The sequence below is a fragment of the Tepidiforma thermophila genome (assembly GCF_002563855.1).
Lineage (GTDB): Bacteria > Chloroflexota > Dehalococcoidia > Tepidiformales > Tepidiformaceae > Tepidiforma > Tepidiforma thermophila.
Map to the genome: position 1 here is coordinate 1,961,754 of NZ_PDJQ01000001.1, position 24,648 is coordinate 1,986,401.

Genomic DNA, 24,648 nt, shown 5'->3' on the forward strand with positions numbered 1-24,648 from the left:
GAGCACCCACGCCGATGATGCGAGGGGGCAGCCGCCTGCCCTGGGGAGCAGGCGGCGGCAACCAGGTCTTTGGGGGCCGGCCCGGGCAGCGGCCGACAGCCCGCGTCGCCGCGCTCGCCGCCATCCTCGTGGGCGTCGCGCTGCTCGGGTGGTTTGGATACGGCCGCCTGTGCGGGGGCGGCGACTGTGTTGAGGTCTACTGCCCGTCGGACCGGAACATCGCAGCCCCGGACGGCTACGAGTTCGCCTCTCGAATCTTCGAGTTGAACCCGAAGGTGCAGGCAACGCAGCCCGGGTTCGACCTGCAGGTGCAGGCTGCCCTGCTGAAACCGGCCACCGACGGGCGCATGCTCAGCTTTTTCCGGTATGACGAGGTAGCGAAGCGCTGGGAGCCGGTCGCCCCGGCGGTGCCCGATGCGCAGGGTGCGGTGGTCACCGGCACCTTCAAGGACGCGCCGGCCGTCATCGCGGTGCTGCGGCGGAACACCCCGGCCGGCGAGGTGGTGGCCTACCTGCCGCACAACGCCACGCTCAACCAGCAGGCCATCCCGCACGTGACCATTGTCCACCCCATCGACTTCGCGCCGTCGGCCGACGGCGGCGTCGCGGGCGAACTCAGCCGGACTATTCCGAAAAGCTCGACCTACGAGGTGTATCCCGTCATCGCTGCGAATGCATCGGTCCCGGGGCAGGTCGCCGTCGTCGAGTCGCTGCTGGCCGATGCCCGCTCGCGGACGAATCACGTCCAGCAGATCGTCGCGAAGGTCAACGAAGCCGGCGTCAATGGCATCGACATCGCCTACCTGGACCTGCCCGCCACCCAGCGCACGTCGTTCACGCTCTTCATCGGCGAGCTTGCCGAGGTGCTCCATGCGCAGGGGAAGAAAGTGACCGTGACGCTGCCTTCGCCGATCAAGACGCAGAACCGCATCGACGAAGGGGCCTACGACTACCAGGCAATTGCCGAACGCGTGGACCTGATCAAAATCGCCCCCTATCGCGACCAGGCGACGTTCCGGCTGGTGATGCCTGAGGTGCTTGCCTTCCTGACCGGGCGCGTGCAGCCCTCAAAGCTGGTGCTGACCGTTTCCCCCTACGCGACTGAAACAGGCGGCGAAACGATTAACCGGCTCACCCTGATCGATGCCATGAACATCGCGACGCGCATCTCGATTCGCGCACAGGCCGAGGCGATCACCGTCAGTACCCAGGTGGACGTCGCGGGCACCAACATCGACCGCGACGAGGGGCTCACCGGCATCCGCTGGTACCCGGAGACAGCGACGGTGGCGTTCAGCTACAAACAGGCACAGGGCGGCGGCAGCCGCACGATTTACCTCGAGAACGTTTTCAGTATCGGCTTCAAGCTGGAGCTCATCCCGACCTTCCGGCTGGGTGGCGTCGCCATTGAGGATGCTTCGGAGAACGTTCTCCTCGGGGACATCTGGCCGGCGCTCGTCCCGTTCGTCACCAGCGGCCTCCCGACCCTTATGCAGCCGAACGCCGAGGACCTGAAGCCGAAATGGTCGGTCAGCGGCGGCACAATCGAAGACACCGGCCGCGGGTCGGCGCGGTGGTTCACGCCGTCCGAACCGGGCACGTACACCATCTCCCTGACCTTGAGCGACGGGGCGGCACTCTTCGAGAATTCGGTCGACGTGGTTGTCCGGCCCCGGCAGGCCGCGACCACGACCCCCTCTCCGACGGCAGGCAACTGATGGCCGGCAAGGGTGTCCGCATCGCCGGAGGCAGTGCCCGCGGGGTGCCGCTGGTTGAGCCTCGCGGTGTCCGCTTGCGGCCCACCTCCGGCCTCGTCCGCGAGGCAGTCTTCAATATTCTCGGCGAGAGCGTCCGCGGTGCCCGCGTGCTCGACCTGTATGCTGGGACCGGTGCCCTGGGCATCGAAGCCCTGAGTCGCGGCGCAGCGCACGCTACGTTCCTCGAAGGCGATGCTGCCTGTGTCGACGCCATCCTCCAGAGTCTCGCCCGTGCGGGCTTCTCGGCTCAGGGGACCGTCCTCCGCGGTCGGCTCCCCGCGGCGCTCGACCGCCTCGAAGGCACCTTCGACCTGGTCTTCATGGACCCGCCCTACGACGACCCGGCCAGGGAGGAGGTGCTGGTGCGGCTCAGCCCGCTCCTGGCGCCCGGCGGGCGGATCGTCTTCGAGCATGGAAGCCGGTACAATCCGCCGGTGCGGCCACGTGGGCTCCAGCTCCTTGACCGGCGCACCTACGGCGACACCGCCGTCGCGTTTTACGGCCACCTGGAGGGCGAATGAGGATTGCAGTCTACCCGGGCGGGTTCGACCCGGTCACCAACGGTCACCTCGACCTCATCGTACGCATGACCCACCTGTTCGACCGCGTGATCGTCGCCGTCGTGAAGGGGCGGGATAAGGCGACGATGTTCACCTGGGAAGAGCGGATCGACATGGTGAAGCAGGCGGTGGCCAATCTCCCGACCGTCGAGGTCGAGGGCTTCGACGAGATGACTGTCGAATTCGCCAAGCGCAAGGGTGCGGTTGCCATTGTGCGCGGCATCCGGGCGGTGAGCGACTTCGAGGTGGAGTTCGACATGGCGATGATGAACCGGAAAATGGCCCCACACCTCGAGTCCGTCTTCCTGATGGCCAACCAGGAGTTCCTGTACATCAGCGCGAGCCGCATCCGCGAGGTATCGCGGCTGGGGTATGACGTTGCCGACCTTGTCCCGCCGCACGTCCGCGCGGCGCTTCGCCGGAAGCTCGGGCAGGAGTAACCGTGAGCCCGGAAGGGCCTCAGCTCGAATTTCTCGATTTGATCGATGGGCTGGAGCAGCTCGTCATCGAATCACGCAGGCTTCCGGTCGGGGGCAACCTCGTCATCGACCGGAGACGGCTGCTCGACCTCATCGACCAGCTCCGCCTCGCCATCCCGGCGGACCTGCGGCAGGCGCAGCAGGTGCTCGAAGCGCGGCAGCAGATTATCGATGACGCGCATCTGACCGCGCGACGGACGCTCGAACGGGCCGAGCAGGAGCGCGCTCGTCTCATAGACGAGCACGCGCTGACGCGCGCAGCGCAGGAGCGGGCGCAGCAGCTCCTGATGGATGCCGAGGCCCGCGCCAGGCAGATCATCGCTGAGGCCGATGCGACGGCTGCCGCACACCTGAGCGAAGCGGCCGAAGCGACCCGCCAGGAGCTCGAAAACCTGAACCGATACACCCGGGAAGTGCTCCAGCGGCTCGAACGGCTTCTCACCCAGCTCCTCGGCTCGGTGCGTGACAACCTGGAGCAGCTGGACCGCGAGCAGTCCTGACTCGTTTCCCGATTTTGTCATTGCGTCCGCGTGTCGCTATCCTGCGCATGCAACCCGTATACACGGCTTTTCACGCACGATTTCGAGGAGGCGACTGGATGGCAGAATTCGCAGTTATCAGGGACTCGGAGGCCCCGCGTCCGCCACGGCAAACGGGCCGTCTCGCAGCACGGATGCGTGAGTACGAGAAGTACGTGGAACAGGTTCCACAGGGCAAGGTTGGAAAACTCGTTCCGGGCCCGGGTGAGACGCCCCGCTCGATCGCTATGCGCATCAGCCGAGCCGCGAGGCGAACGGGCAAAAGCGCCAACACGTGGGTCGTCGACGGAGTCGTGTACTTCACTGTCGCCTGAGCGTCGCCTTTACGGCGAACTGCAGCATTCGAGCAATACAGAAGGGGTTCGCCGCTCTGGCGAACCCCTTCCTGATGGCAGGGCTAAGGCCCGGACGAACCTGAGTGAGCGCTCAGCGCCGGTCGGCGGTTGCTGGCTCAGCTTCGCTCGATACCAGCGCAAATGATGGCGCTTCGCGCCGAACCGTCCGGGAAGCGGGCATCTCGGCCGTTGCTGCCACATCTCCGGCCCGCGCAGACCGGGAAACGATATCGCTCGATTTCTGGGTAGTGTCGACATTGCCCGAGATCGAGGCGCCCTCCTCGACGACGAGAATTGGGGCGCGGATTGTTCCGGTCACCACTGCCGACGAGGCGATAGTCAGCCGGGCTGAGCAGACAATATCCCCTTCGAGCCGTCCTTTGACCACGGCTTCGCGGGCCTGGATACGGGCCCGGGCGGAGGCATCCTTCTCGAGGGTCAGCATGCCGCGGCAGATCACTTCGCCGCTAATTGCCCCTTCAATGCGCAAATCTTGCTCCGTCTCAAAACGCCCATCGAACGACGAGTGGCGGTCGATGGTGCTCTCGCTGCGCGCAGGTGCCTCGCTGCGCGGCTCCTCCACGCGCGGGGCAGTGGCCCCGGGCCGGCCAGCTGCTCCGCGGCCGTAGACCGCTTCCGTCGAAATGTCCCCGTGCTGCTCTGCCTCGGGGACCATGCGCTCCCGCTCATAGCGACTCACAGCGTCCGGGTAGACGGGTGCGGGCGGGTTCTTCTTGATTTGCATACGGTGCCCTCCTGGGACCGCGTGCTTGCGGGGTGCACGCAGGCTCCTCCTGCGAACGTACCGCGGGAGCTACCGAACGTCCACCGGCAAATGTAAATTCCCCGTGATTTCGCACCCTAAGCTCAGCGCGAAACGCAATCAAAGGACGATGTTCACCAGCTTGCCCGGCACGTAGATCACCTTGCGGGGTTCCTTTCCATCGAGCAGGGCAGCGACACGCTGAAGCTGGCGGACGCGGGCGACGACGAACGCCTCGTCGGCATCGGCCGGCACCGTAAGCCGGTCGCGGACCTTGCCATTCACCTGGACGGCGATCTCCACCTCCTCATCGCGGGCCAGCTCGGGGTCGGCTTCCGGCCAGCGCTGCTGGTGGATGGAGTAGGGCCCGCCGATCCGCTCCCAAAGTTCCTCGGTAATGTGGGGCGCCAGCGGCGCGGTGAGCAGGAGCGCCGTACGGATGCCCTCCTCCCAGGCGGCCCGGTCGACGGGGCCGGCCTCGCGCGCGCGCTGGAGCGCCGAGGAGTGCTCCATGAGGCGCGAAATCATCGTATTGAAGCGGAAGTGCTCAATGTCCTGAGTGGCGGCCAGGATGGTCTTGTGGGTGATGCGCCGGATCTCCCGGGTCGCCGGAGCATCGGGCGCATCGGTGAGTTCGACAGGGTCAACCACGAGCGACCAGAGGCGGTGGAGCCAGCGGGAGATGCCCGCCATGCCCGTGGGGTTGTACGGCCCGCCCTGGTCCCACGGTCCGACGAACATCAGCTGGCAGCGGAAGCAGTCAGCGCCCCACTGGGCGACCTGTTCGTCGGGCGCCACAACATTGCCGCGGCTCTTGGACATGCGGTTGCCGTCCGGCCCGAGGATGACGCCCTGGTTGAACAGCCGGAGCATCGGCTCGTCGCCTTCGACCATGCCCAGGTCGCGTGCCGCCTTCCAGAAGAAGCGCGTGTAGAGCAGGTGCATGACCGCGTGCTCGGCCCCGCCGGTGTACTGGTCCACAGGAAGCCACTTCCGGGCGAGCTCTTTCCGAAACGGGGCCTCGTCGTTGTGCGGGTCGATGTAGCGCATCTGGTACCAGCTGGAGCACATGAACGTGTCCATCGTGTCCGTCTCGCGGCGCGCAGGCCGGCCGTCAATCGGACACGGCACGTTCACCCACTCCTCAACCTGCGTGAGCGGGGACTGACCCGTGGGGTCGAACTTCACGTTCTCCGGCAGCAGGACTGGCAGGTCCTTCTCGGGGACCGGCACAATGCCGTGGTCCGGGCAGTGAATGATGGGAATCGGTGCGCCCCAGTAGCGCTGCCGGGAGATCAGCCAATCGCGCAGCCGGTAGGTGACAGTTGCTTTCCCGATGCCGCGCTCTTCGGCGTAGGCAATAACCCGGCTGATGGCTTCTTCCGCCGGCGTACCATCGAACGGGCCCGAGTTAATCATCCTCGTGCCGCGCTCGAACGCCGCCTTCAGCGGCTGCGTGACATCGATTTCCGGGTGGTCGAAGACCGGGATAATGGGCAGGCCGTACTTCTGCGCAAATTCGAAGTCGCGCTGGTCATGGGCGGGTACTGCCATGATCGCGCCGGTCCCGTAGGTGACCAGCACGTAATCGGCAATCCAGATAGGGATGCGCTGTCCGTTGAAGGGGTTGATGGCGTAGGCGCCGGTGAACGCGCCGGTCTTCTCCTTTTCCGTGGAGAGCCGTTCGATTTCCGTCTGGCGGCTGGTGAAAACCCGGTACTCCTCGACGGCGGCGCGGCGTTCCGGCGTGGTAATGCGCTCAACCAGCGGGTGCTCGGGCGCGAGCACCATGAACGTTGCCCCGTAGACGGTGTCGGGCCGTGTCGTAAACACGCTGATTGGCGCATCGATGCCCGGGACATCGACAGGGAAAGTGAGTGTTGCGCCTTCTGACCGCCCGATCCAGTTCGTCTGCATGACTTTGATTCGCTCAGGCCAGTCGATGCCCTCGAACCTGAGCAGTTCTTCGGCGTAGGCCGTGATGCGGAAGAACCACTGGGTCAGGAAGCGGCGTTCGACGATATCGTCAGAGCGCTCACAGCGCCCATCGATGACCTGCTCGTTTGCCAGAACGGTTTGGCAGCCGGGGCACCAGTTGGCTGCCGCTTCTGCGCGGTATGCCAGGCCTTTTTCGTAGAACTTGAGGAACCACCACTGGGTCCACTTGTAATACTCGGGGTCGCTCGTGATGATCTCACGGTCCCAGTCAAACGACGCGCCCATCATCCGGAGCTGGCCGCGCATGCGGTCGATGTTGGCGTACGTCCATGCCTTGGGGTCGATGCCCCGCTTAATGGCCGCGTTTTCCGCAGGCAGCCCGAACGCATCAAAACCCATCGGGAAGAGGACGTTGTACCCCAGCATCCGCCGATAGCGGGCGGCGGCATCGCTGGGCGCCATGGCGTACCAGTGGCCCGTGTGAAGATCGCCCGAGGGGTACGGGAACATCGTGAGCGCGTACCACTTCGGCCGGGGGTCGTCATCGGGAGCGTGGTAGAGCCGGTCGGCGAGCCAGCGCTCGCGCCACTTCGGTTCGATCACGGCGGGGTCGTAGCGATCAGGCATGATCAGCTCCAGCGGTTGGGGTGCCAGGGTTGGTCGAAGGGTAAGCCCGGTACGCCCGGCCGGCTAGGCGCCGCCGGGCCGTCGAAGGAGCAGTCGCGAGGAGGCGGAGGGCATGGTGACGCTTATGATACCGGCGGGCCATCGCCGGCGTCATGACTGCTGTCGGCCTGGCGGGAGCGGCCTGTGCCGTGGATGAACCCCCGCCTGCGGGAGTGGGCGAGCACCCAGTCGCTGACCGGCGCGAGCTCGAGGAGGACGACCACTGTTGCTGCGACCATGCCGGCGAGCAGATAGAGCCGGCTCGCCACGGCAAGCCCCAGCGCTGCCATCATCCAAATCGTCGCTGCGGTCGTGACCCCGTGCACGGTCCGCCCGCGCTGGAAGACGATGCCGGCGCCGATAAACCCGATCCCCTGGACGACCGCGGCGGCAACCCGGTCGTCTCCAAGCTCAAGCGAGATGGAGCCGAAGAGCGCCGAAGCGCCGCAGACGAGCGAGTTGGTGCGAATGCCGGCTTCGTGGCCGCGGAATTCGCGCTCGAGGCCGACCAGCGCGCCGAGAACGAGCGCAAGGGCGACGCGGCCGAAGAGCGTCAGCTGGTCATCGGTGCTCACGCCGGGTAGTGCGCAACGAGGAGTGTTTCAAAATTCCGCTCACGTGAACAGATGCGGCAGGTGAGATACCAGGCATACAGGTTTGCGGGCTGACGCCGGTACCGCTGCTCGGCCTCAGTGCGGAGCTGTTTGGCGGCGCGCGCAAGCTCGCCCCAGGGCGCATGGACGAGGCGGGTGAACGCGACCCCTCCTGGCCGGACGACGTCGCGCGCCCCGTCCGGCACATCCTCCACCTCGAGCAGGAGCGGGCGCCGGAACCGGCCCTCGCCGATGAGGAGCATGGCACCCTCGGGGAGTGTTGCACCAAGCGCTGCGGCGCGGTCAAACAGCGCCCGCCGGGCGTTCTCGAATCCCACCGGCACCCCAGCGACCGCGTTCACGGTGGTGGCAACAAACGTTATGTCGTTCCAGTCACTCTCGACGCCGTCCCAGTCGGCAGGGTCGAGCCCCGGACAATCGCATGTCTCCGGCGCCCCAGGCGAAGCGGGACCGCTCCCTTCAGCTGGGCGCTGCCCCGCACCGTCCTTTGGCCCGGGAATGAGGACGCGGCGACGCTGACCGGCCACGCCGCTGAGGATACCAAAGCCGGGCCCGGGGGTGACCTACGCCTCTTCAGCAATCCATGCCGCGCCGAGCGGCGGCAGCTCAATTTCGCCGCCGGCGCGTTCTCCTTCGCGCGCCCGCACGGTGCAGAGCACGATGCGGCCGCGCGGGAACGGGAGCTGCGCCCGCGCAGGGACGGTCGCCGTATTGATCGCCACGGCAACCCCGGGCGCTCCCGGGGCCTGCCGCCACCACGAGACGACGGAGTCGTCGCCGCCCAGGTCCGTAAGCGACCCCACCCGCAGCGCCGGGAGCTCTTTCCGCAGCCAGACGGCGCGCCGGTAGAGCGAGAGGAGGGAGTCGGGGTCGCCATCCTGCTCGGCCACGTTCGGGGAAGGCGGACCGAATGGGAGCCAGGGCTCGCCCGTCGTGAAGCCGCGCCCCGGCGAGGCATCCCACTGCATCGGCGTACGTTCCGGGTCGCGCCCGACCGACCTGAACCGGGCAGGGTCCTGCTGGCGCTCGGGCGGGATATCGACATCGGCCATGCCGATCTCTTCGCCGTAGTAGAGAAAGGGCGTGTTGCGCAGGCCAAGCAGGAGGAGCGGCGCAGCCCGCGCCCGTTCGAGTCCGTGACCGTCGTGGTTCTGCCGGGTGACGAAGCGGGAGCGGTCGTGGTTGTTCAGGGCGAAGCAAGGCTGGCTGAACGGAGGAACGGTCGCCTCGGCGTTCGCGATGATGCGGCGCAGGACCGGTGCTTCCCACGGGGTGATGGCATGCCCGCGTTCGTGGATGAAGTGAAAGTTGAAGGCGAGATGGAGGCCGGGCGAATCGGCGTCCCCGTAGTAGCGCGCTATCTCCTCCGGCGTACCAAACACTTCCCCGACAGCGACCCGCCCCGGGTACTCGTCGAAGACCTTCCGGATGCGCTTCACCGCCTCGAACACGTCGGGGTAGTTGTGGTTGTAGATCCAGAGCTGGCTGAACCGCTCCCGGTCTCCCGGCTGCCACTCGGGGTTGGGCGGGTTATCCGGGAGGTCTGGATGCTTCAGGATGCGCCCGATGACGTCGATACGGAATCCGTCGACGCCGCGTTCGAACCAGAAGCGGAGCGTCTGGAGCATGGCCGCCTCGACCTCCGGGTTGCGCCAGTTCAGGTCGGGCTGCTCCTTCAGAAATGAGTGCAGGTAGTACTGGCCGGTCCGCTCGTCGAACGTCCATGCGGGGCCGCCGAAGACCGAGCGCCAGTTGTTCGGCGGCGAGCCATCCGGGCGCGGGTCCCGCCAGATGTACCAGTCGCGCTTCGGGCTCTCGCGGGACGAGCGGGATTCGATGAACCAGGGGTGCTGGTCGCTCGTGTGGTTTGGGACCCAGTCAAGCAGGACACGGATGCCGCGCCGATGGCACTCGGCGATAAGGCGGTCCATAGTTTCGAGGGTGCCAAAATCCGGGTGGACGTCGCAGTAGTCCGCCACGTCGTAGCCGAAATCGGCCATGGGCGAGGGGTATGTCGGCGAAAGCCAGACCGCATCGATGCCCAGCGAGTGCGGCGTGCCGTCGTTCAGGTAGTCCAGCCGCTGGATGATGCCCTCGAGGTCACCAATACCGTCGCCGTTCGAGTCCTGGAAGCTCCGCGGATAGATTTGGTAGCAGACGGCATCCCGCCACCACTCGCGCCCGGGCGCGTCCATGTCAGGATGCTGCGGTCGCGCGGACCTCGGCGAGGAGGTCGGGGTGCTCGTCGAGGAAGCCGTTGGAGACGGTGACGATCGACTCGAACGGGGCGCGTCCTTCGACCACCCGCCGGAGCCAGGCCTCCCCGACAATGCGGGCCAGCTCGTCCCGAAGCTCCGGTGTGTCCTCGCGCCCCAGCTCCCGGATGAGCCGGCGGGCAGCGGGGGCATTGAGCAGGACCGCCACTTCGCGGGCCTTCCACCCGGGGACGGTCACGAGGAAGTTCGCCTGTGCATACCCCAGGAATTCGGTATCCGGGCTCGGGCCTTCATAGCTGACGGAGCCCGCTGGTTCGGTCGCAACGGCCATGGTGATCGTTCCCCTCTGGTCAGTCGTGCTGGTGCGGCGTCGCGATACGGAGCGCCTCGGGCAGGTCGGCCAGCAGCTGCGTCCGGACCTGCGTGCGGGTTTGGAGGCCCCAGATGGTGATGAAGCCGACTGCCGCCGACTGGTCGTAGGTGTCGCCCCGATCATAGGTAGCGAGCCCCCGGTCGTACAGCGAACGGGGCGCCTTGCGGCCGACTACGACGGCCCGTCCACGCTGAAGCTTGACCCGGATTGTGCCGGTCACGTGACGCTGCGTGCTGGCGACGTAGGCAGCGAGGTCCTGGTGGTGGGCGCTGAACCAGAGGCCGTTGTAGATGAGCTCTGCGTACTCGGTGGCAATGTACTTCTTCAGCCTGAGCTGCTGTTTCGAGAGTGTCATCGCCTCGAGGGCGGCGTGGGCGGTGTGGAGAATGACCGCAGCCGGCGCCTCGTAGATCTCCCGGCTCTTGATGCCGACGAGGCGGTCTTCGATGTGGTCGATGCGCCCCACGCCGTGCAGGCCGCCGAGGTCGTTCAGCCGCTCGACGAGCTCGACCGGGCCGAGCTCCTGCCCATCGAGCCGGACGGGAACTCCGGATTCGAACTCAATCTCGACGTACGCAGGTGTGGCAGGCGCTTCTTCCGGGTCGCGCGTCCACTCGTACGCCTCGCGCGGGGGCTCGGCCCAGGGGTCTTCGAGGACTCCCGCTTCGGCGCTGCGGCCCCACAGGTTCTCGTCGATGCTGAACGGGCCCTTGTCGCCCCACGGGATGTCCACGCCGTGCCGCTTGAGGTACTCAATCTGGTACTCGCGCGGCATGGCGTTCTCGCGGGTGGGGGCGACGATCTTCAGATTCGGGTCGAGCGTCTGGATGCCGACATCGAAGCGAACCTGGTCGTTCCCCTTGCCGGTGCAGCCGTGGGCCACGGCCACGGCGCCCTCTTCGTGGGCGACATCAACCAGCAGCTTGGCCATGAGCGGCCGGGCGAGCGCCGTCGCCAGCGGATACTGGTCCTGGTAGACGGCCCCGGCGGCAAGCGCCGGGAAGGCGAAGTAGCGGAGGAAATCCTCGCGGGCGTCAATGACGCGCACTTTGACGGCGCCGGCGGCGAGCCCTCGCGATTCGACGACCGGCTGTTCGCGGCTCTTGCCGACATTGATATTCAGGGCGATGACCTCGTAGCCCTGTTCGACGGTCAGCCACTTGATGGCGGTGGTGGTATCGAGGCCACCGGAGTAGGCAAGGACGAGCTTCGGCACGCTGGCTCCCCGGGCGAATTGCGGTGTTGCCTCAGTATCGCCGGGCGCCCGGCAGCAGGAAACCCGCCATCAATCGCCCAGTTCAGCGCGGGCGCGGGATTCGCCAATGCGCCAGGCGGCCAGTGCGGAACCCACCGCCACAACGGCGATTGCAAGGACGGCAGCCACGGTGAATCCCTGCGGCAGCGCGCCGGCAATCGCGAACGGGAGGAGAGCCAGGGCGGCAGCGGCTACGGCCACAGCCCCGAATACGAGGTAAGCACCCCCGTGACGGTGGACCGCTTCCCATCGCTGGTCGCTGGACAGCGTGTAGCGGGTGCGAATCCCCGCAAAACCCTGCCGGGGAAGCTTCCCGGTCAGCGCGAGCCAGCCGACCCATCCGAGGACCAGCCCGCCCGCAAGCTCCAGAACCAGCACTGCCCACATCTGCGGTGTTCGCCTCCGTGCTACTTGCTGCCTGCGCCCTCGAGCGCGCGAATCGACGCTTCGAGGATGTCGCATGCCCGGTCGATTTCGTCGTCGGAGACGGTAAGCGGTGGCATCAGGCGAACAGCATTGGGTCGGACGTTGTTGACCAGCAGGCCGCGCCGGCGCGCCTCATCGACCAGCTCGGCCGAACAATCGCGAGCAAGGCCGATGGCCAGCAGCATGCCGCGGCCGCGCACCTCGGTGACCAGCCCGTACCGGTCTTCAAGCGAGCGGAGCCGCTCTGCCAGCCGGGCCGAGGCCGCACGGGCGCGCTCGAGGAACCCGGGAGCGAGCACTTCACGGACGGTCGCCAGGGCGGCAGCAGCGGCGAGCGGGTTCCCGCCGAAGGTGCTGCCGTGGTCGCCTTTCACGAAGTGGGCCGCGACCTCGTCCCGGGCGAGGATTGCGCCGATCGGCACGCCGCCGGCAAGCCCCTTCGCCAGGGCCATGATGTCGGGCCGCACGCCGTCGTGTTCGAAGGCGAAGAACGTCCCCGTGCGACCGATGCCGGTTTGGACCTCGTCAAAGATCAGCAGGAGGCCGCGTTCGTCGCACCAGGCGCGGAGCCCGGCAAGGTAGCCCGGCGCGGGCATGTTGACGCCGCCCTCGCCCTGGATCGGTTCGACCATGACCGCGACCGTTCGGTCGTTGGTCGCCTGCCGGACGGCTTCGAGGTCGTTCCAGGGAACGATCCGGAACCCGGGAACGAGCGGCTCGAACGGCTCGCGGTAGCGCTGGTTCCCGGTCGCCGACAGCGAGCCCATGGTTCGCCCGTGGAAGCTGTCGGTGGTGGTGATGATTTCGAACGCCCCACCGCGGGTATCGTATCCCCAGCGCCTGGCAAGCTTCATGGCGGCTTCGACCGCTTCGGTGCCGGAATTGCAGAAGAACGCTCGGTCGAGCCCCGACCGTTCGACGAGCAGCCGCGCGAGCTCAATCATGGGCGTGGTGTAGAAAAGGTTCGACGTGTGGATGACCCGGGCCGCCTGGTCGGCAATGGCCGCCACAACGGCCGGGTGGCTGTGACCCAGGACGTTAACGGCAACTCCGCCGACGAAATCGAGGTACTCGTTCCCTTCGATGTCCCAGGCGCGCGTCCCCTGCCCGCGCTCAATGACGACCGGCTGCCGGCCATAGTTCTGAAAGAGGTAGCGGTGCTCTTCGGCGATCCAGTCAGTCATGCAGGCCTCCGCGGGCATGGTACGGCCTCGCGGCGCCCGGGCGCATCCCGCCAGTCAGGAGAAGGGGGCGCGTTCGAGGAGGATCGCCTGGCAGCCGGGCTCGGTGACGGAGGGGTCGCGCTCCCAGGTTGCGTCGCGCAGCCGCCATCCCTGCCGCCGGTCGTTCAGCTGCAGCTCGAGGAGCTCGCGAAGCTGCGCCCGGTGCTCGGGAGACCGTACCGGCGCGAGCACCTCAATGCGCTCGTCCAGGTTGCGCTTCATGAGGTCCGCGCTGCCGATGAAATACTCCGGGTCACCGTTGTTCTCGAAGTAGTAAATCCGGGCGTGCTCGAGGAACCGCCCGATGATGCTGACGACCCGGACGTTCTCCGAGAGCCCCGGGAGCCCGGGTCGGAGCCGGCAAATGCCACGGATAATCAGGTCGACCTGCACCCCGGCCATGGCAGCCTCATAAAGGAGACGGGTGCACTCAAAATCCTCGAGCGCGTTCATCTTGAAGATGAGCCGGGCGGGACGTCCGGCGCGCGCATGCTCGATTTCGCGGCGGATGCGGTCGGTGATGGACTGGCGGAGGTTGGAGGGCGCAGCCAGCACGACGTCGGTCCGGAACTGTTCGCCGAACCCTGTCAGGAGGTTGAAAATTCGGAGGATATCGCCGCAAATTTTCGGGTCGGCAGTAAAGAGACCAAGGTCGGTATACACGCGTGCGGTACGCGAATTGTAGTTGCCCGTCCCGATGTGGGCATACATCGTGACACCGGTAGCCTCTTCGCGGACGACAAGGCAAATCTTTGAATGAATCTTCAGGTCAGGCTGGCCATACGCGACGTGAACACCGGCTGCTTCGAGCTTCCGCGCCCAGAGGATGTTATTCGCCTCGTCGAAACGGGCGGTTAATTCGACAAGGACGGCGACCTGTTTGCCGCGCCCGGCCGCATCGATGAGCGCTTCGAGGATGGGGGAGTCCGGCGAGGTACGGTACATCGTCGCCTTGATGGCGAGGACGGCCGGGTCCTCGGAAGCTTCCTCCACAAAGCGCACGACGGTCTCGTCGAACGACTCGTAGGGATGGTGGACGAGCAGGTCGCGCTCCCGGATTGTCGCGAAGAAGCCGGCTGCATCGCCTGCGCCGACGAAGGCCGAGGGTACGGCCGGCGTGAACGGGGGATCGCGGAGCGGCTCCAGGTCGAGGCTCGCGAGCTGGAAGAGGTCCTGCAAACCAAGCGGCCCCTCGGAGCGGTAGACGTCACGCTCGGCGATCTGGAGCTCCTCGAGCAGCAGCTCCATCCGGGCAGCCGGGAGTTCGCCAGTGACCTCCACGGAAACGGCTTCCGCCAGCCGCCGGCGGCGGAGCGCGCTTTCAATCAGCTCAAGGAGGTCGTCAGCCTCTTCCCCGGGGGCACCGGTTTCGGCGCTACGGAGTACCCGGAGCTCCTGCCACTCCGTCACTTCCATCCCGGGGAAGAGCATGTCGAGGTGCGCGGCGATCAGGTCTTCCAGCAGCACGAAGCGGAAGTCACCGGCGTCGATGAAGCGGGGCCGGTTGGGCGGAACCTTGACGCGGGCGAACCGGTCCTGGCCGGTGCCGGGGTGGCGAATATTGAGTGCCAGCGAGAGGGACCCGCCGGAGATGAACGGGAACGGATGGGCCGGGTCGACCACGAGCGGCGTGAGGACCGGGAAGATGGACCGCTCAAAGTACTCGCGCAGAGCCTCCCGGACGGGCTCTTCAAGGTCCTGGAAGCGGACGATGCGGATGCCATGGTCCGCCAGTTCTGGCAGGAGTTCGGAGTGCCAGACAGCTTCGGCATCCCGCCGCATTTCGTGGCAGCGGTTCACCACCAGCTCGTACTGGTCAGCGATGGTGAGACCGTCGACCGTCCGGACGCGGGCATCGGTCGCCAGCATCCGCTTGAGCCAGCCCACACGCTTGGAGAAGAACTCATCGAGGTTGTTCGCAGTGATCGCGAGAAATTTCACCCGTTCGAGCAGGAGATTGCGCCGGTCGCTCGCCTCCGCGAGGACACGCTGGTTGAACTCCAGCCAGCTCAGTTCGCGATTGAGATACAGGGAAGGGTCGCCGAGGTCCCATTTCGCTGGAACGCCAACAGGCTGCGGCGCGAGCGACTCAGTCGGAGATGGAGAGTGGGCGCCTTCCATGGTGATCTGCGGTGCACCAACCGTACCACGCAAGCATACCCGGAAGTGTTAAGCCTCGTCAGGGGACGAGCAGCGTCCCGGCGCCTTCGAGCGATTGCAACGCCCCCGGGCGCCTGCCGTCCACAATCTGCACCTCGACGCCGAGCGCCAGCGCGTGGAGGCACGCTTCGATCTTGGGGATCATCCCACCCGAGATGGTGCCGTCGGCGATGAGGGACCGGGCGCGGGCGGCATCGAGCCGGGGAATGCGCTCGCCGGCCGCATCGCGGACTCCCTCGACATCAGTGAGGAAGACGAGCCGCCGGGCGCCGAGGGCCGCCGCGATGTTCCCGGCCACGGTGTCGGCATTCACGTTGACCAGCTGGTCGGCGGGTTCCCCGGGGACAGCACCGATCGGGCCGATGACCGGCACGATACCGGCCTGCTGGAGCGCCAGAATGGGGCCAGGATTGACCCGGACGGGCTCTCCGACGAAACCGAGGGACGGGTCAGCGATGCGGCACTCGAGCACCCGGCCATCGGCCCCGCTGAAACCCACGGCCGTTGCCCCGGCGGCATTGACTGCGGCGACAATCCGCTTGTTGACCAGCCCCGCAAATACGGCGACGACAACCGGCAGCACCCGCTCGTCGGTCACCCGTAACCCCCGTTCGAAGCGGGACGGGATGCCCATGGCCTCGAGCCACCGGCTCGCCTCTGCACCACCGCCGTGAACCACGACTGGTACGTCGCCGGAGCGGGCGAGCGCAGCGATATCCGCGTAGGTCGTGTCAGTCGAGCCCAGCGTGCTGCCGCCGACTTTGATGACAAATGGCCCGGGAGTCATGTGTGGTAGTCCGCGTTGATGGCCACGTAGTCGGCCGAGAGGTCGCATCCCCATCCGGTCGCAGCGGCGGAGCCGACGCCGAGGTCGACCCGGATCTCGACCTCGCTCGCCCGCATCGCGGCAGAGAGGGCGTCTGCATCGAAGGCGGTCGGACGGGCGCGCTCGAAGACCCTCGTGCCGCAAAGGTCGATGGTCACAGCCTCCTCGTTGAGGTCAACTCCTGACCGTCCGACGACGGCCGCGATGCGCCCCCAGTTGGGGTCAGCGCCGTGAACCGCCGACTTGAGCAGGTACGAGGTACTGAGGAGGCGCACCAGCTTGCGGGCGTCTTCCACGGTGGCGGCGCCAGTCACCGTGAACTCGATCAGCCTGGTGGCTCCTTCGCCATCGCGAGCGATCTCCTTTGCGAGATACACACACAGGTCGCGGAGGGCCGCCTCGAACTCCCACGCGAGCGGATGGCCAAGCCGGATGGGGTCGCCGCCGGCCGCGCCGTTGGCGAACAGGAGAGCCGTGTCGCTGGGGCTGGTATCACCGTCGACCGACACCAGGTTGAACGAGTCGTCAACCGCCTTCGCGAAAACCTGCTGGAGGAAGACGCCCTCGACCGGCGCATCGGTGGTGAGGAAGGCGAGCATCGTCGCCATATTCGGGTGGATCATGCCCGAGCCCTTGCATGATCCGCCGATGGTGTACGGGCCGAACCGTACCGCGCCGCTCTTGGGGCGCGTGTCGGTTGTCATGATGGCCCGGGCGAATTCCGGCCCCCCGTCACGATGGAGCACGATTGACGGCATCGCCCCGCCGAGCTTCTCCATTGGGAGGAAATGCCCAATGACCCCGGTGCTGCAGACCAGCATCTCCTCGGCCGGGATGCCGGCGTGGCCGGCGGCGAGACGGGCGAGCTCGTAGCCGTCGCGCAGCCCGCGTTCGCCGGTGCTCGCGTTCGCAACCCCCGCATTCACGACGACGCCGCGTGCAGGCCGAACGGCGAGCTTCGCTCGATTGATGTCGATCGAGGCCGCGTGGAGGCGGCTCCTCGTGTACACCGCAGCCGTCATGCAGGGGTAATCGCTGACGAGGATGGCGAGGTCGAGCTTGCCGTCGCCGTAGGTCTTGACGCCGGCGAAGGCCGCACCCGCGCGGAAGCCCGCGGGCGACGTGACGTGGCCGGCCGGGTCGACTGCCGCCATCAGGGGTACACCGCCGGCAGCTGCAGCCCGGCAGCCTGGTCGATGCCAAGCATCAGGTTCATGTTCTCGATGGCCTGGCCGGCAGCGCCCTTGCCGAGGTTGTCGAGGACACTGGCCACCACGAGCATGCCGTTTCGGGCGTCGACCACCGGGTGCACGATGCAGCGGTTGGTCCCCAGCGTGTGCTTGGTGTGCGGGGGAACGGTCGACACCGAAGTGAACGGCGCGGCATGGTAGAAATCGCGATAGAGGTCGAGGACCTCGGCCTGGGTGATCTCGCGAGCGAGCGGCGCATAGCAGGTGGCGTGGATTCCCCGGGTCATCGGGACGAGGTGCGGGACGAACGTGACCCGCGGCTCCTCGCCACCGCGGAGCGCTCCAAGCTCCTGGGCGATCTCCGGCTGGTGGTTGTGGTTGGCGATTTTGTAGGCCGACACGTCCTCGTTCACTTCGCTGTAGCCAAATCCGCCACCGCTCCCGCGCCCCGCGCCCGATATACCGGACTTGGCATCCACAACGATCGTGGGCTCGATGATGCCGGCGCGCACCGCCGGGGCAAGGGCGAGGATCGCCGCCGCGGGGTAGCAGCCTGGATTTGCGACCAGCCTGGCTGCGGCGATCCGGTCGCGGTTCAGCTCGGGGAGGCCGTAGACGGCCTCGGGCAGAAGGTCGGGCGCGGGGTGTGGCTGGCCGCCGCCCATCCACTGTTCGAACGCCCCCGGCGCCTTCAACCGGAAGTCGGCTGCGATGTCGATGACCTTCACGCCGGCGCGGACGAAGGGAGCACAGGCCTTTGCACTCTCCGCAGTCGGCAGCGAGGAGAAAACAACGTCGACATCGGCCTCGATGGTCTCCGTAATGGGCAGGTCTTCGTAGAGGCCGAGCGACGGAAAGGCCTCGCCGAGCCGCTGGCCCGCCAGCGACCGGCCGGTAGCTGCCACCAGGCGGGCGGCGGGGTGATTCCAGAGGAGGCGGGCCGCCTCCATGCCGGCGTAGCCGGTTACGTTGATAATGCCGACACGGTACGTCACGGGCAGATTGTTACGCGTCGCGGCCCAGCGAACCAGCGATATCGAGCACGGCGGCCCCGTGGACGTTGCCTGCGGACAGCGCTTCGAGGGCCTCGTTGGCGGCGGAGAGCGGGTAGAGGTCGTACTCCGTCCGAATGGGAATGGCCGCCGCGATTTCGAGGAACTCGCGCGCGTCCTGCCGGGTGAAGTTCGCGACGCTCCGGATGGTCCGCTCCCACCAGAGCAGCTCGTACGGGAACTCCGGCACGCGATCGAGATGAATGGCGTTGATCGCGACCGTTCCGCCACGGTCCACCGCGGCGAGCGCGCGCACGACGACCTCGCCGGCGGGTGCGAAGGTCACGGCTGCATCAAGCGGAACCGGCACAGCATCGTCGCAGCCGCCGGCCCAGCGGGCGCCGAGGCGCAGGGCCCGCTCCTGCTCAGCCTTCGAACGGGTAACCACGTACACCTCACAGCCCCAGTGGCGGGCCACCTGGATGGCGAGTGTCGCTGACGCGCCGAAGCCGAAGAGGCCGAGCCGGCCGCCCGGCTGGATACCGCTGACCCGGAGCGACCGGTAGCCGATCACACCGCCGCACAGCAAGGGAGCAGCATCGAGGTCGCCGAAACTTTCGGGCAGGTGCAGGGCGAAGTCGGCCCGCGCCGTCATGAACTCGGCGTATCCGCCGTCGCGGTCCCAGCCGGTGAAGGTTGCGGATTCACAGAGGTTCTCTCGCCCCGAACGGCAGTAGCGGCAGGCCCCGCAGGCACCGGCCAGCCACGCCACCCCGGCGCGGTCGCCGGGGCTCCAGCCGTCAACGCCGGGGCCAACGGCTGCCACCACACCGACCGCCTGGTGGCCCGGGATGATCGGCAGGCGGCGTGCCTTAAGGTCGCCCTCGACGAGCTGCAGGTCGGTCCGGCAGACGCCGCACGCCGTGAGCCGGAGCAGAAGCTCACCCGGGCCCGGCTCGGGCTGCGGGAGGTCGGCTTCGGCCAGCGGCCGGGCGGCGATGGGTGCCGGCCGAAGAAGCTGCATTGCGCGCATGGTCAGGCGACCGTTGCCGGCCGGGCGCAGCCGACGATGTCGCCGAGGCGCGTGACCCCATTCGCGGCACACCACGCCTCCAGCCCGTCGATAATGTCGAGCAGCGCCCGGGGATTGGCGAACGTGGCAGTCCCGACCTGCACAGCACTCGCCCCGGCCATGAGGAATTCAAGCGCATCCCGCGCCGTGGTGATGCCCCCGCACCCGATCACCGGGATGCGCACGGCGCCCGCGACGTCATAGACAATGCGGAGGGCAATCGGCTTGATCGCCGGGCCGCTGAGCCCGCCGCGGGCGCGGGGCAGGACTGGTCGGCGGCGCTCGATATCGATAGCCATGCCGAGTACGGTGTTCACCGCGCAGATCGCCGCGGCGCCCTCGGCCTCGCAGGCAAGCGCCAGCTGCACCGGGTCGGTCACGTTTGGCGTCAGCTTTACGATGACGGGGAGGTCAGTGTTGCGCACCGCCGCGCGCGTGGCGCGGGCGGACGCCTCGACGCTCTGGCCGATCTCCATCCCACCGGTATCGACATTGGGACAGCTGATATTCAGTTCGATGCCTGCTATCCCAGGCACGCCGTCGAGCATGCGGGCCATTTCGCCGAATTCGTCAACCGTGTCGCCGGCGATGTTGACGATCACTGGGGTATCCCAGCGGGCCCACTGCGGCGCCAGCTCCTCGATGCAGGCGCGGATGCCCACGTTCTGGAGGCCGATCGAGTTGAGCATGCCGGCCGGGGTCTCCGCGACCCGCGGCTGGCGGTTGCCGGCCCTTGGCTCCATGGTGACGCCCTTCGACACGACGGCGCCGAGCCGCTCAATGCCCTCGCGGCCGAAGTGCTGCTCGAATTCGAACCCCCAGCTGAAGGTGCCACTGGCCGGCATGACCGGGTTTCGCAGCAGCAGGCCGCGCTTGTGGCCGGGCGCCAGGTCGACGGACAGGTCGATTTCCACGCGCTCAGTGTACCCCGCGCCAACGCGTTGAGCCGGGCTTCAGCCCGGCTCATTCCACGGAACCCACGCCAGCAGGTTTCAGGAATCGGCGGCGCGTCGCCCGCGGTAACGGGACCCGTTCAGGCTGAAGCTGTCGCTATCCCACAGCGGGTCCTCCGACGAGTTGCGGAAATCGCGAACGAGACCGCACCGCTTGCAGCGGCCGGTGCTGACCGCGCCGTTGGGAGTTTCGATGACCCAATGGTGGCGGCAGAGCGCCTGCCCGGTTTCTGCCGTCGTGATAGGTGCTTCCGTCATACGTTCTCCAGGGATGTGCTTACCGGTCGGTAATCGCCAGTATATCATTGGATGGAGGCGCACCACCACGCTACGGTGTCATCGCGAAACAGGCGGTAAATTGGTTTGGCCGGGCTGGCGAAACCCGATACGATCAAAATGCTGCTGGCACCGGCCCGGTTCGCGGGATGGCCGGGCAAGAGACCCGCATCGCCAGCTCAGCAGAAAGGCACGTCGCCGATGTCCTCTGCAGCAACTATCGACCGCGATGCGGTCGTCGCGGCGCTTGAATCGGTCAACGACCCGGAGCTGCACGCCTCCATTGTTCGCCTCGGGATGGTGAAAGACCTCGCGATTGAGGGCGGGCGGGTATCCCTCACGGTCGAACTGACGACCCCGGCCTGTCCGCTGCGCGAGACGATTGAACAGGACGTGCGGAGCGCCCTGGCTTCAGTCCCCGGCGTCGAAGACGTCGTCATCTCATGGGGTGCACAGGTGCGGGCCTCGAACCCGCGGGAGGGGCAAAAGCCGATCCCGGGTGTGCGCAACATCATCGCGGTCGCCTCGAACAAAGGGGGCGTCGGGAAATCGACCGTCGCGTCGAATATCGCGGTGGCCCTCGCCAAGGCCGGTGCGAGCGTCGGGCTGATTGATGCCGACATCACCGGGCCGAACCTGCCGACCATGTTCGGCCTCCCGGCGGGCCTGCAGGCCGGGTCGAACGAGGGGCTGAAGCCGGTCGAGCGGTACGGAGTGCGGGTCGTGTCGATCGGGTTCCTGCTTCCCCGGGGAACACCGGTCGTCTGGCGGGGGCCGATGATCGGAAGCGCCGTCCGGCAGCTCCTGCACGACGTCCCATGGGGCGACACCGACTACCTCATCATCGACCTGCCGCCGGGCACAAGCGACGCCTCGATGAGCATGGCCCAGGATGCTCCGATCACCGGCGTTATCATCGTGTCGAGCCCGCAGGCCGTGTCGGTCGAGGATGCGATGAAGGCTGTCGCAATGTTCGAGAAGCTCGGGGTGCCGGTCTTCGGCATGGTGGAGAACCTCAGCTACTTCGTGGCCCCCGACACAGGCAAGCGGTACGACATCTTCGGCCACGGTGGCGCTCGCGAAGCCGCCGAGGAGCTCGGCATCGACTTCCTCGGAGAAATTCCCATCGAGCCCGGAGTCCGCGACGGCGCGGACCGCGGTGTCCCGGTGGTCTACGGCGCGCCCGAGAGCGAATCGGCGCGCGCCTTCGACCGGATCGCCCGGAATGTGGCGGCCCGGATCAGCGTTCTGCAAAGGATGGGTGGGTAACCCCAGCTACATGGCATTGAACATCTTCCCAAGGCGGGAAAAACCCGCCGCACCGGCGGCAGAACCGACACCGCCTCCTCCCCCTGAACCATCGAGCGAGGTGCTCGAAGACCCGAGGCCGCGACGGCGCCGCTCGTCGCGCCGGTCCGCGGCCGAACAGCCTGCGGCTCCCGCGGCTGAGCAGCGGACCGACGCCGCCGCGGCGGAGCCGACGGCGCCTGCCCCGGCCGCAGTCGAGCCGCCAGCTCAGGAGGCCGCTCCGGCGGCCCGTCGGCGCCGCTCCCGCGTTGCTACGATTGTCGAAGAAGCCCCGGCGGTTCCCGCAGCAGCGCCGGAACCGCCAGCGCAGGACGCGGTCACGCTCCCGGCGCCTGCCCGCGTTGTGCGGCGGGCCGGCCAAGTGCAGCGCGCGGCCGAGCCGGAGCAGGCGGAGCCGCCAGCCGAGCCCGCGACCGTCCCGGCGGCCCGGAAGGACCGTACCCCGGCGCCGCTCCCGGCCGAGAAGCAGCTCGCGCAGCTGGCGCACGAAGTCTCGGCGCTGACGCGCACCCTGGAGGCGCAGGCCGCGCAGCTCGCGCAGCTCGTACGGGTGCAGGAGGACCTTGCGCGCCGGGTCGCTCACGCACCGGGGGCAGCGGCTGCCCCGGCACCACGTATCGGCGTTTTTGTGGATGCCGCCAACATTGAGCTGGCGCTCGACCGGCTCAAGCACCGGGTCAACTGGAAAAAGATGCTGGACTACCTCTCTGAAGGACGCCAGCTCGTCCGCGCCGTGGCGTACTCCCCGGTGCACGAAGACCCCGGCGTAAGTATCGAGACCCAGCGGTTCGCCGAGCCGTTCATCGACCAGGGCTTCCGCGTCGTGCGGAAACCGTTCAAGCGCTTTTCGGATGGTTCGATCAAGGCAAATGTCGATATCGAGATCGCGCTGGACATCATGGAGATGCTCGACCGGCTGGATGTCGTTGTGCTGGTCTCCGGCGACGGCGATTTCGAGCGGCTGGTGGAGGTCGTCCAGGCCAAGGGCGTCAGGGTAGAGGTTGTGTCGGTCGGCGGGAGCACGGCATCGAACCTGCGGCACGCCGCCGACCGGTTCATCGACATCCAGGCGATCCTGCCGAAGGTGCGGGCCTGACGGCCCGCAGCCTCAGGCGGGTTCGAAGACCGGGATCGAGATGCCGGTCGACTGGTCGAGCCAGGTCAGCTTGACGCGCTGGCCGATAAAGATGTCCTTCGTCGGGTCGGCCACATTGACAATGTTCGTCAGCATGCGGAACCCCTCGTCGAGGTCAACGTAGGCGACGGCGTAGGGGCCGAGCCCGGCAAAGACCGGGTGTCGGTTGAGGCGCACGACGCTGAACGTGTAGACCGTGCCGAGGCCTTTCGATTCGCGCCACTCCAGGTTCGACGAGCCGTTTTTCGGGTTGTGGCGGCGCGGGAAGAACACGACGTCGCCGGTGTCGCGGTCGACCTGGTAGAGCAGCCGGTGCTCTTTCGTTGCTTCCCAGAACGGCTGGGTGTCGGGCTCCGGAAATCGCGGTTGCGGTCGGTCAGGCATGGTCAATCACCTGCAAGGACGATGGTGCCGCCGGTGTGGCTGGTTGCGAGCATCCCGCCGTTGCCGTGCGCGACGGCGAGGCGCGCACCCGGGACCTGCGAGGTCGACTCGCCGCGCAGCTGGCGGGTCGCTTCGATGAGGAGAAAGATGCCGCGCATGCCGGGGTGGTTCGAGCTGAGCCCCCCGCCGTCGGTGTTGAGGGCCGGCTTGAGCGGGCTGTCGAAGCGGAGGCGCTGCTCGGAAACGAAGGCGCCGCCTTCCCCTTTCTTGCAGAAGCCGAGGTCTTCGAGCATCACCAGCACGGTGATGGTGAACGAGTCGTAAATCATCGCGACATCGATTTCGTCGGGGCGGACGTCGGCCTCGGCCCAGGCGCGGGGACCAGATTGCGCAGCGGCGCTGATCGTGATGTCGCTTCCGTTTTCGGAATAGCTGGTCGCCTCCCCGGCGCCGATAATCCAGACGGGCTTCTTCCGGCAGTCGCGGGCAACCTCGGGCGCTGCGATAACGACCGCGCCGCCCCCATCGGAAACCATGCAGCAGTCGAGCAGGTGCAGCGGGTCGGCGATCATCCGCGAATTCAGCACATCGTCGACGGTGATTTCACGAATGTCCTGGAATTCGAGGTCGGTCATCGCCTGCACGGCCTGCGGATTCCGCATCGCGTGGGCGCGGGTGGCGACGGCGATACGGGCAAGCTGCTCGCTCGTCGTGCCGTACTGGTGCATGTGCCGGCGGGCGACCATGGCGTAGTTGGCGATGAGCGTCATGCCGTACGGGTCGGTCATGTTTGCGAGCGGGCTCGGCGCACCCCCGCCCATGCCGGGCATCGTGCCGATGCGGCGCGCGTCGCTGTGCGCCGTGGAACCGTAGGTGAGGAGCGCGACCCTGCAGCGGCCGGCGGCGATATCCCGCTTCGCGTGGGCGGCGTGGAATTCGTAGGAGCTCCCACCGACGGCGGTGGTATCGATCACGTTCGGCTTGAAGCCGAAGTACTCAGCAAGGCTGAGGCCGGCCATCCCGGCGCCGTCCTGGGCGTCGTACAGCCCATCAACGTCCTTCCAGGAGAGTCCGGCATCTTCGAGCGCCCGGGCGGCGCACTCGGCCTTGATCTGGAGAGGCGTGACGCCCGGAGCTTTGCGCTTCGGGTACTCGTAAATCCCGACGATTGCGGCGTCTCGCCGCTGTGTGACCATGCAGCTGCTCCT

General features: G+C 67.3%; 24 protein-coding genes. 6 read left to right on the top strand and 18 right to left on the bottom strand.

What is annotated here, in order from left to right; genetic code table 11:
• Positions 1 to 14 precede the first annotated feature (14 nt).
• From A9A59_RS09500 to A9A59_RS09515, 4 genes are read left to right on the top strand one after another with little or no spacing between them, the layout of a single operon-like run.
• A complete protein-coding gene (locus tag A9A59_RS09500; protein WP_098504043.1) occupies positions 15 to 1,718 on the top strand; it encodes a glycosyl hydrolase family 18 protein in 1,704 nt (567 codons plus the stop codon).
• Positions 1,718 to 2,278: a 16S rRNA (guanine(966)-N(2))-methyltransferase RsmD gene (gene rsmD, locus A9A59_RS09505; protein WP_098504044.1), complete on the top strand. Its 561-nt coding sequence runs from the start codon at positions 1,718 to 1,720 to the stop codon at positions 2,276 to 2,278. The genes A9A59_RS09500 and rsmD overlap by 1 nt, the downstream gene beginning before the upstream one ends.
• Positions 2,275 to 2,757 carry a pantetheine-phosphate adenylyltransferase gene (gene coaD, locus A9A59_RS09510; RefSeq protein ID WP_098504045.1) on the top strand — a complete coding sequence of 161 codons (483 nt, stop codon included), beginning with the start codon at positions 2,275 to 2,277 and terminating at the stop codon, positions 2,755 to 2,757. Before rsmD ends, coaD begins: the two co-directional genes overlap by 4 nt.
• 2 nt (positions 2,758 to 2,759) lie before the next feature.
• On the top strand, positions 2,760 to 3,296 hold the full coding sequence (locus tag A9A59_RS09515) for a hypothetical protein (protein WP_098504046.1): 537 nt from the start codon (positions 2,760 to 2,762) through the stop codon (positions 3,294 to 3,296).
• 465 nt (positions 3,297 to 3,761) lie between these two features.
• Here A9A59_RS09515 and A9A59_RS09520 read toward each other — a convergent pair whose 3' ends face one another.
• From A9A59_RS09520 to A9A59_RS09595, 16 genes are all read right to left on the bottom strand, one after another.
• The gene (locus tag A9A59_RS09520) at positions 3,762 to 4,415 is read right to left on the bottom strand and encodes a bactofilin family protein (protein ID WP_098504047.1); all 654 of its coding nucleotides are present in this window, start codon (positions 4,413 to 4,415) and stop codon (positions 3,762 to 3,764) included.
• Positions 4,416 to 4,553: 138 nt separating this feature from the next.
• Complete coding sequence (gene leuS, locus A9A59_RS09525) at positions 4,554 to 6,998, bottom strand: leucine--tRNA ligase (RefSeq protein WP_098504048.1); 2,445 nt, start codon at positions 6,996 to 6,998, stop codon at positions 4,554 to 4,556.
• A 122-nt stretch (positions 6,999 to 7,120) separates the two neighbouring features.
• Entirely contained in the window at positions 7,121 to 7,612 is a 492-nt protein-coding gene (locus tag A9A59_RS09530) for an MgtC/SapB family protein (RefSeq protein ID WP_098504049.1), read from the bottom strand.
• Positions 7,609 to 8,178: a hydrolase gene (locus A9A59_RS09535; protein WP_133117584.1), complete on the bottom strand. Its 570-nt coding sequence runs from the start codon at positions 8,176 to 8,178 to the stop codon at positions 7,609 to 7,611. The genes A9A59_RS09530 and A9A59_RS09535 overlap by 4 nt, the downstream gene beginning before the upstream one ends.
• Before the next feature lie 36 nt (positions 8,179 to 8,214).
• The gene (locus A9A59_RS09540; RefSeq protein ID WP_098504051.1) at positions 8,215 to 9,846 is read right to left on the bottom strand and encodes an alpha-amylase family glycosyl hydrolase; all 1,632 of its coding nucleotides are present in this window, start codon (positions 9,844 to 9,846) and stop codon (positions 8,215 to 8,217) included.
• A 1-nt stretch (position 9,847) separates the two neighbouring features.
• Positions 9,848 to 10,198 (bottom strand): hypothetical protein, encoded by a 351-nt coding sequence (locus tag A9A59_RS09545; RefSeq protein WP_098504052.1) that lies wholly within the window; start codon positions 10,196 to 10,198, stop codon positions 9,848 to 9,850.
• A 19-nt stretch (positions 10,199 to 10,217) separates the two neighbouring features.
• Positions 10,218 to 11,456, bottom strand: coding sequence for an argininosuccinate synthase (locus A9A59_RS09550; RefSeq protein WP_098504053.1), 1,239 nt, complete (start codon positions 11,454 to 11,456; stop codon positions 10,218 to 10,220).
• Between the two features lie 69 nt (positions 11,457 to 11,525).
• Positions 11,526 to 11,882 (bottom strand): SdpI family protein, encoded by a 357-nt coding sequence (locus A9A59_RS09555; RefSeq protein WP_165772636.1) that lies wholly within the window; start codon positions 11,880 to 11,882, stop codon positions 11,526 to 11,528.
• Positions 11,883 to 11,902: 20 nt separating this feature from the next.
• Positions 11,903 to 13,105 carry an acetylornithine transaminase gene (locus tag A9A59_RS09560; RefSeq protein ID WP_098504055.1) on the bottom strand — a complete coding sequence of 401 codons (1,203 nt, stop codon included), beginning with the start codon at positions 13,103 to 13,105 and terminating at the stop codon, positions 11,903 to 11,905.
• Positions 13,106 to 13,159: 54 nt separating this feature from the next.
• Positions 13,160 to 15,265, bottom strand: a complete 2,106-nt coding sequence (ppk1, locus tag A9A59_RS09565) for a polyphosphate kinase 1 (RefSeq protein ID WP_098504056.1) — start codon at positions 15,263 to 15,265, stop codon at positions 13,160 to 13,162.
• Positions 15,266 to 15,323: 58 nt separating this feature from the next.
• Positions 15,324 to 16,091 carry an acetylglutamate kinase gene (gene argB, locus A9A59_RS09570; protein WP_098504057.1) on the bottom strand — a complete coding sequence of 256 codons (768 nt, stop codon included), beginning with the start codon at positions 16,089 to 16,091 and terminating at the stop codon, positions 15,324 to 15,326.
• Positions 16,088 to 17,284: a bifunctional glutamate N-acetyltransferase/amino-acid acetyltransferase ArgJ gene (argJ, locus tag A9A59_RS09575; RefSeq protein ID WP_098504058.1), complete on the bottom strand. Its 1,197-nt coding sequence runs from the start codon at positions 17,282 to 17,284 to the stop codon at positions 16,088 to 16,090. Before argJ ends, argB begins: the two co-directional genes overlap by 4 nt.
• The gene (gene argC, locus A9A59_RS09580) at positions 17,284 to 18,315 is read right to left on the bottom strand and encodes an N-acetyl-gamma-glutamyl-phosphate reductase (protein ID WP_098504059.1); all 1,032 of its coding nucleotides are present in this window, start codon (positions 18,313 to 18,315) and stop codon (positions 17,284 to 17,286) included. The genes argJ and argC overlap by 1 nt, the downstream gene beginning before the upstream one ends.
• A 10-nt stretch (positions 18,316 to 18,325) precedes the next feature.
• Positions 18,326 to 19,336 carry a zinc-dependent alcohol dehydrogenase family protein gene (locus tag A9A59_RS09585; protein ID WP_278286860.1) on the bottom strand — a complete coding sequence of 337 codons (1,011 nt, stop codon included), beginning with the start codon at positions 19,334 to 19,336 and terminating at the stop codon, positions 18,326 to 18,328.
• Between the two features lie 11 nt (positions 19,337 to 19,347).
• Complete coding sequence (locus A9A59_RS09590) at positions 19,348 to 20,298, bottom strand: dihydroorotate dehydrogenase (RefSeq protein ID WP_098504061.1); 951 nt, start codon at positions 20,296 to 20,298, stop codon at positions 19,348 to 19,350.
• A 78-nt stretch (positions 20,299 to 20,376) separates the two neighbouring features.
• Positions 20,377 to 20,595 carry a hypothetical protein gene (locus A9A59_RS09595; protein WP_098504062.1) on the bottom strand — a complete coding sequence of 73 codons (219 nt, stop codon included), beginning with the start codon at positions 20,593 to 20,595 and terminating at the stop codon, positions 20,377 to 20,379.
• A 219-nt stretch (positions 20,596 to 20,814) separates the two neighbouring features.
• Here A9A59_RS09595 and A9A59_RS09600 point away from each other — a divergent pair, with 219 nt between their 5' ends.
• Together A9A59_RS09600 and A9A59_RS09605 are read left to right on the top strand one after the other, a co-directional pair.
• Positions 20,815 to 21,882: an Mrp/NBP35 family ATP-binding protein gene (locus A9A59_RS09600; protein ID WP_098504063.1), complete on the top strand. Its 1,068-nt coding sequence runs from the start codon at positions 20,815 to 20,817 to the stop codon at positions 21,880 to 21,882.
• A gap of 400 nt (positions 21,883 to 22,282) precedes the next feature.
• Positions 22,283 to 23,017, top strand: coding sequence for a LabA-like NYN domain-containing protein (locus A9A59_RS09605; RefSeq protein ID WP_278286861.1), 735 nt, complete (start codon positions 22,283 to 22,285; stop codon positions 23,015 to 23,017).
• A gap of 12 nt (positions 23,018 to 23,029) precedes the next feature.
• Here A9A59_RS09605 and A9A59_RS09610 read toward each other — a convergent pair whose 3' ends face one another.
• Both A9A59_RS09610 and A9A59_RS09615 read right to left on the bottom strand, forming a co-directional pair.
• Complete coding sequence (locus A9A59_RS09610) at positions 23,030 to 23,440, bottom strand: Zn-ribbon domain-containing OB-fold protein (RefSeq protein WP_098504064.1); 411 nt, start codon at positions 23,438 to 23,440, stop codon at positions 23,030 to 23,032.
• A 2-nt stretch (positions 23,441 to 23,442) separates the two neighbouring features.
• The gene (locus tag A9A59_RS09615) at positions 23,443 to 24,636 is read right to left on the bottom strand and encodes a thiolase C-terminal domain-containing protein (RefSeq protein WP_098504065.1); all 1,194 of its coding nucleotides are present in this window, start codon (positions 24,634 to 24,636) and stop codon (positions 23,443 to 23,445) included.
• Between the last annotated feature and the right edge of the window lie 12 nt (positions 24,637 to 24,648).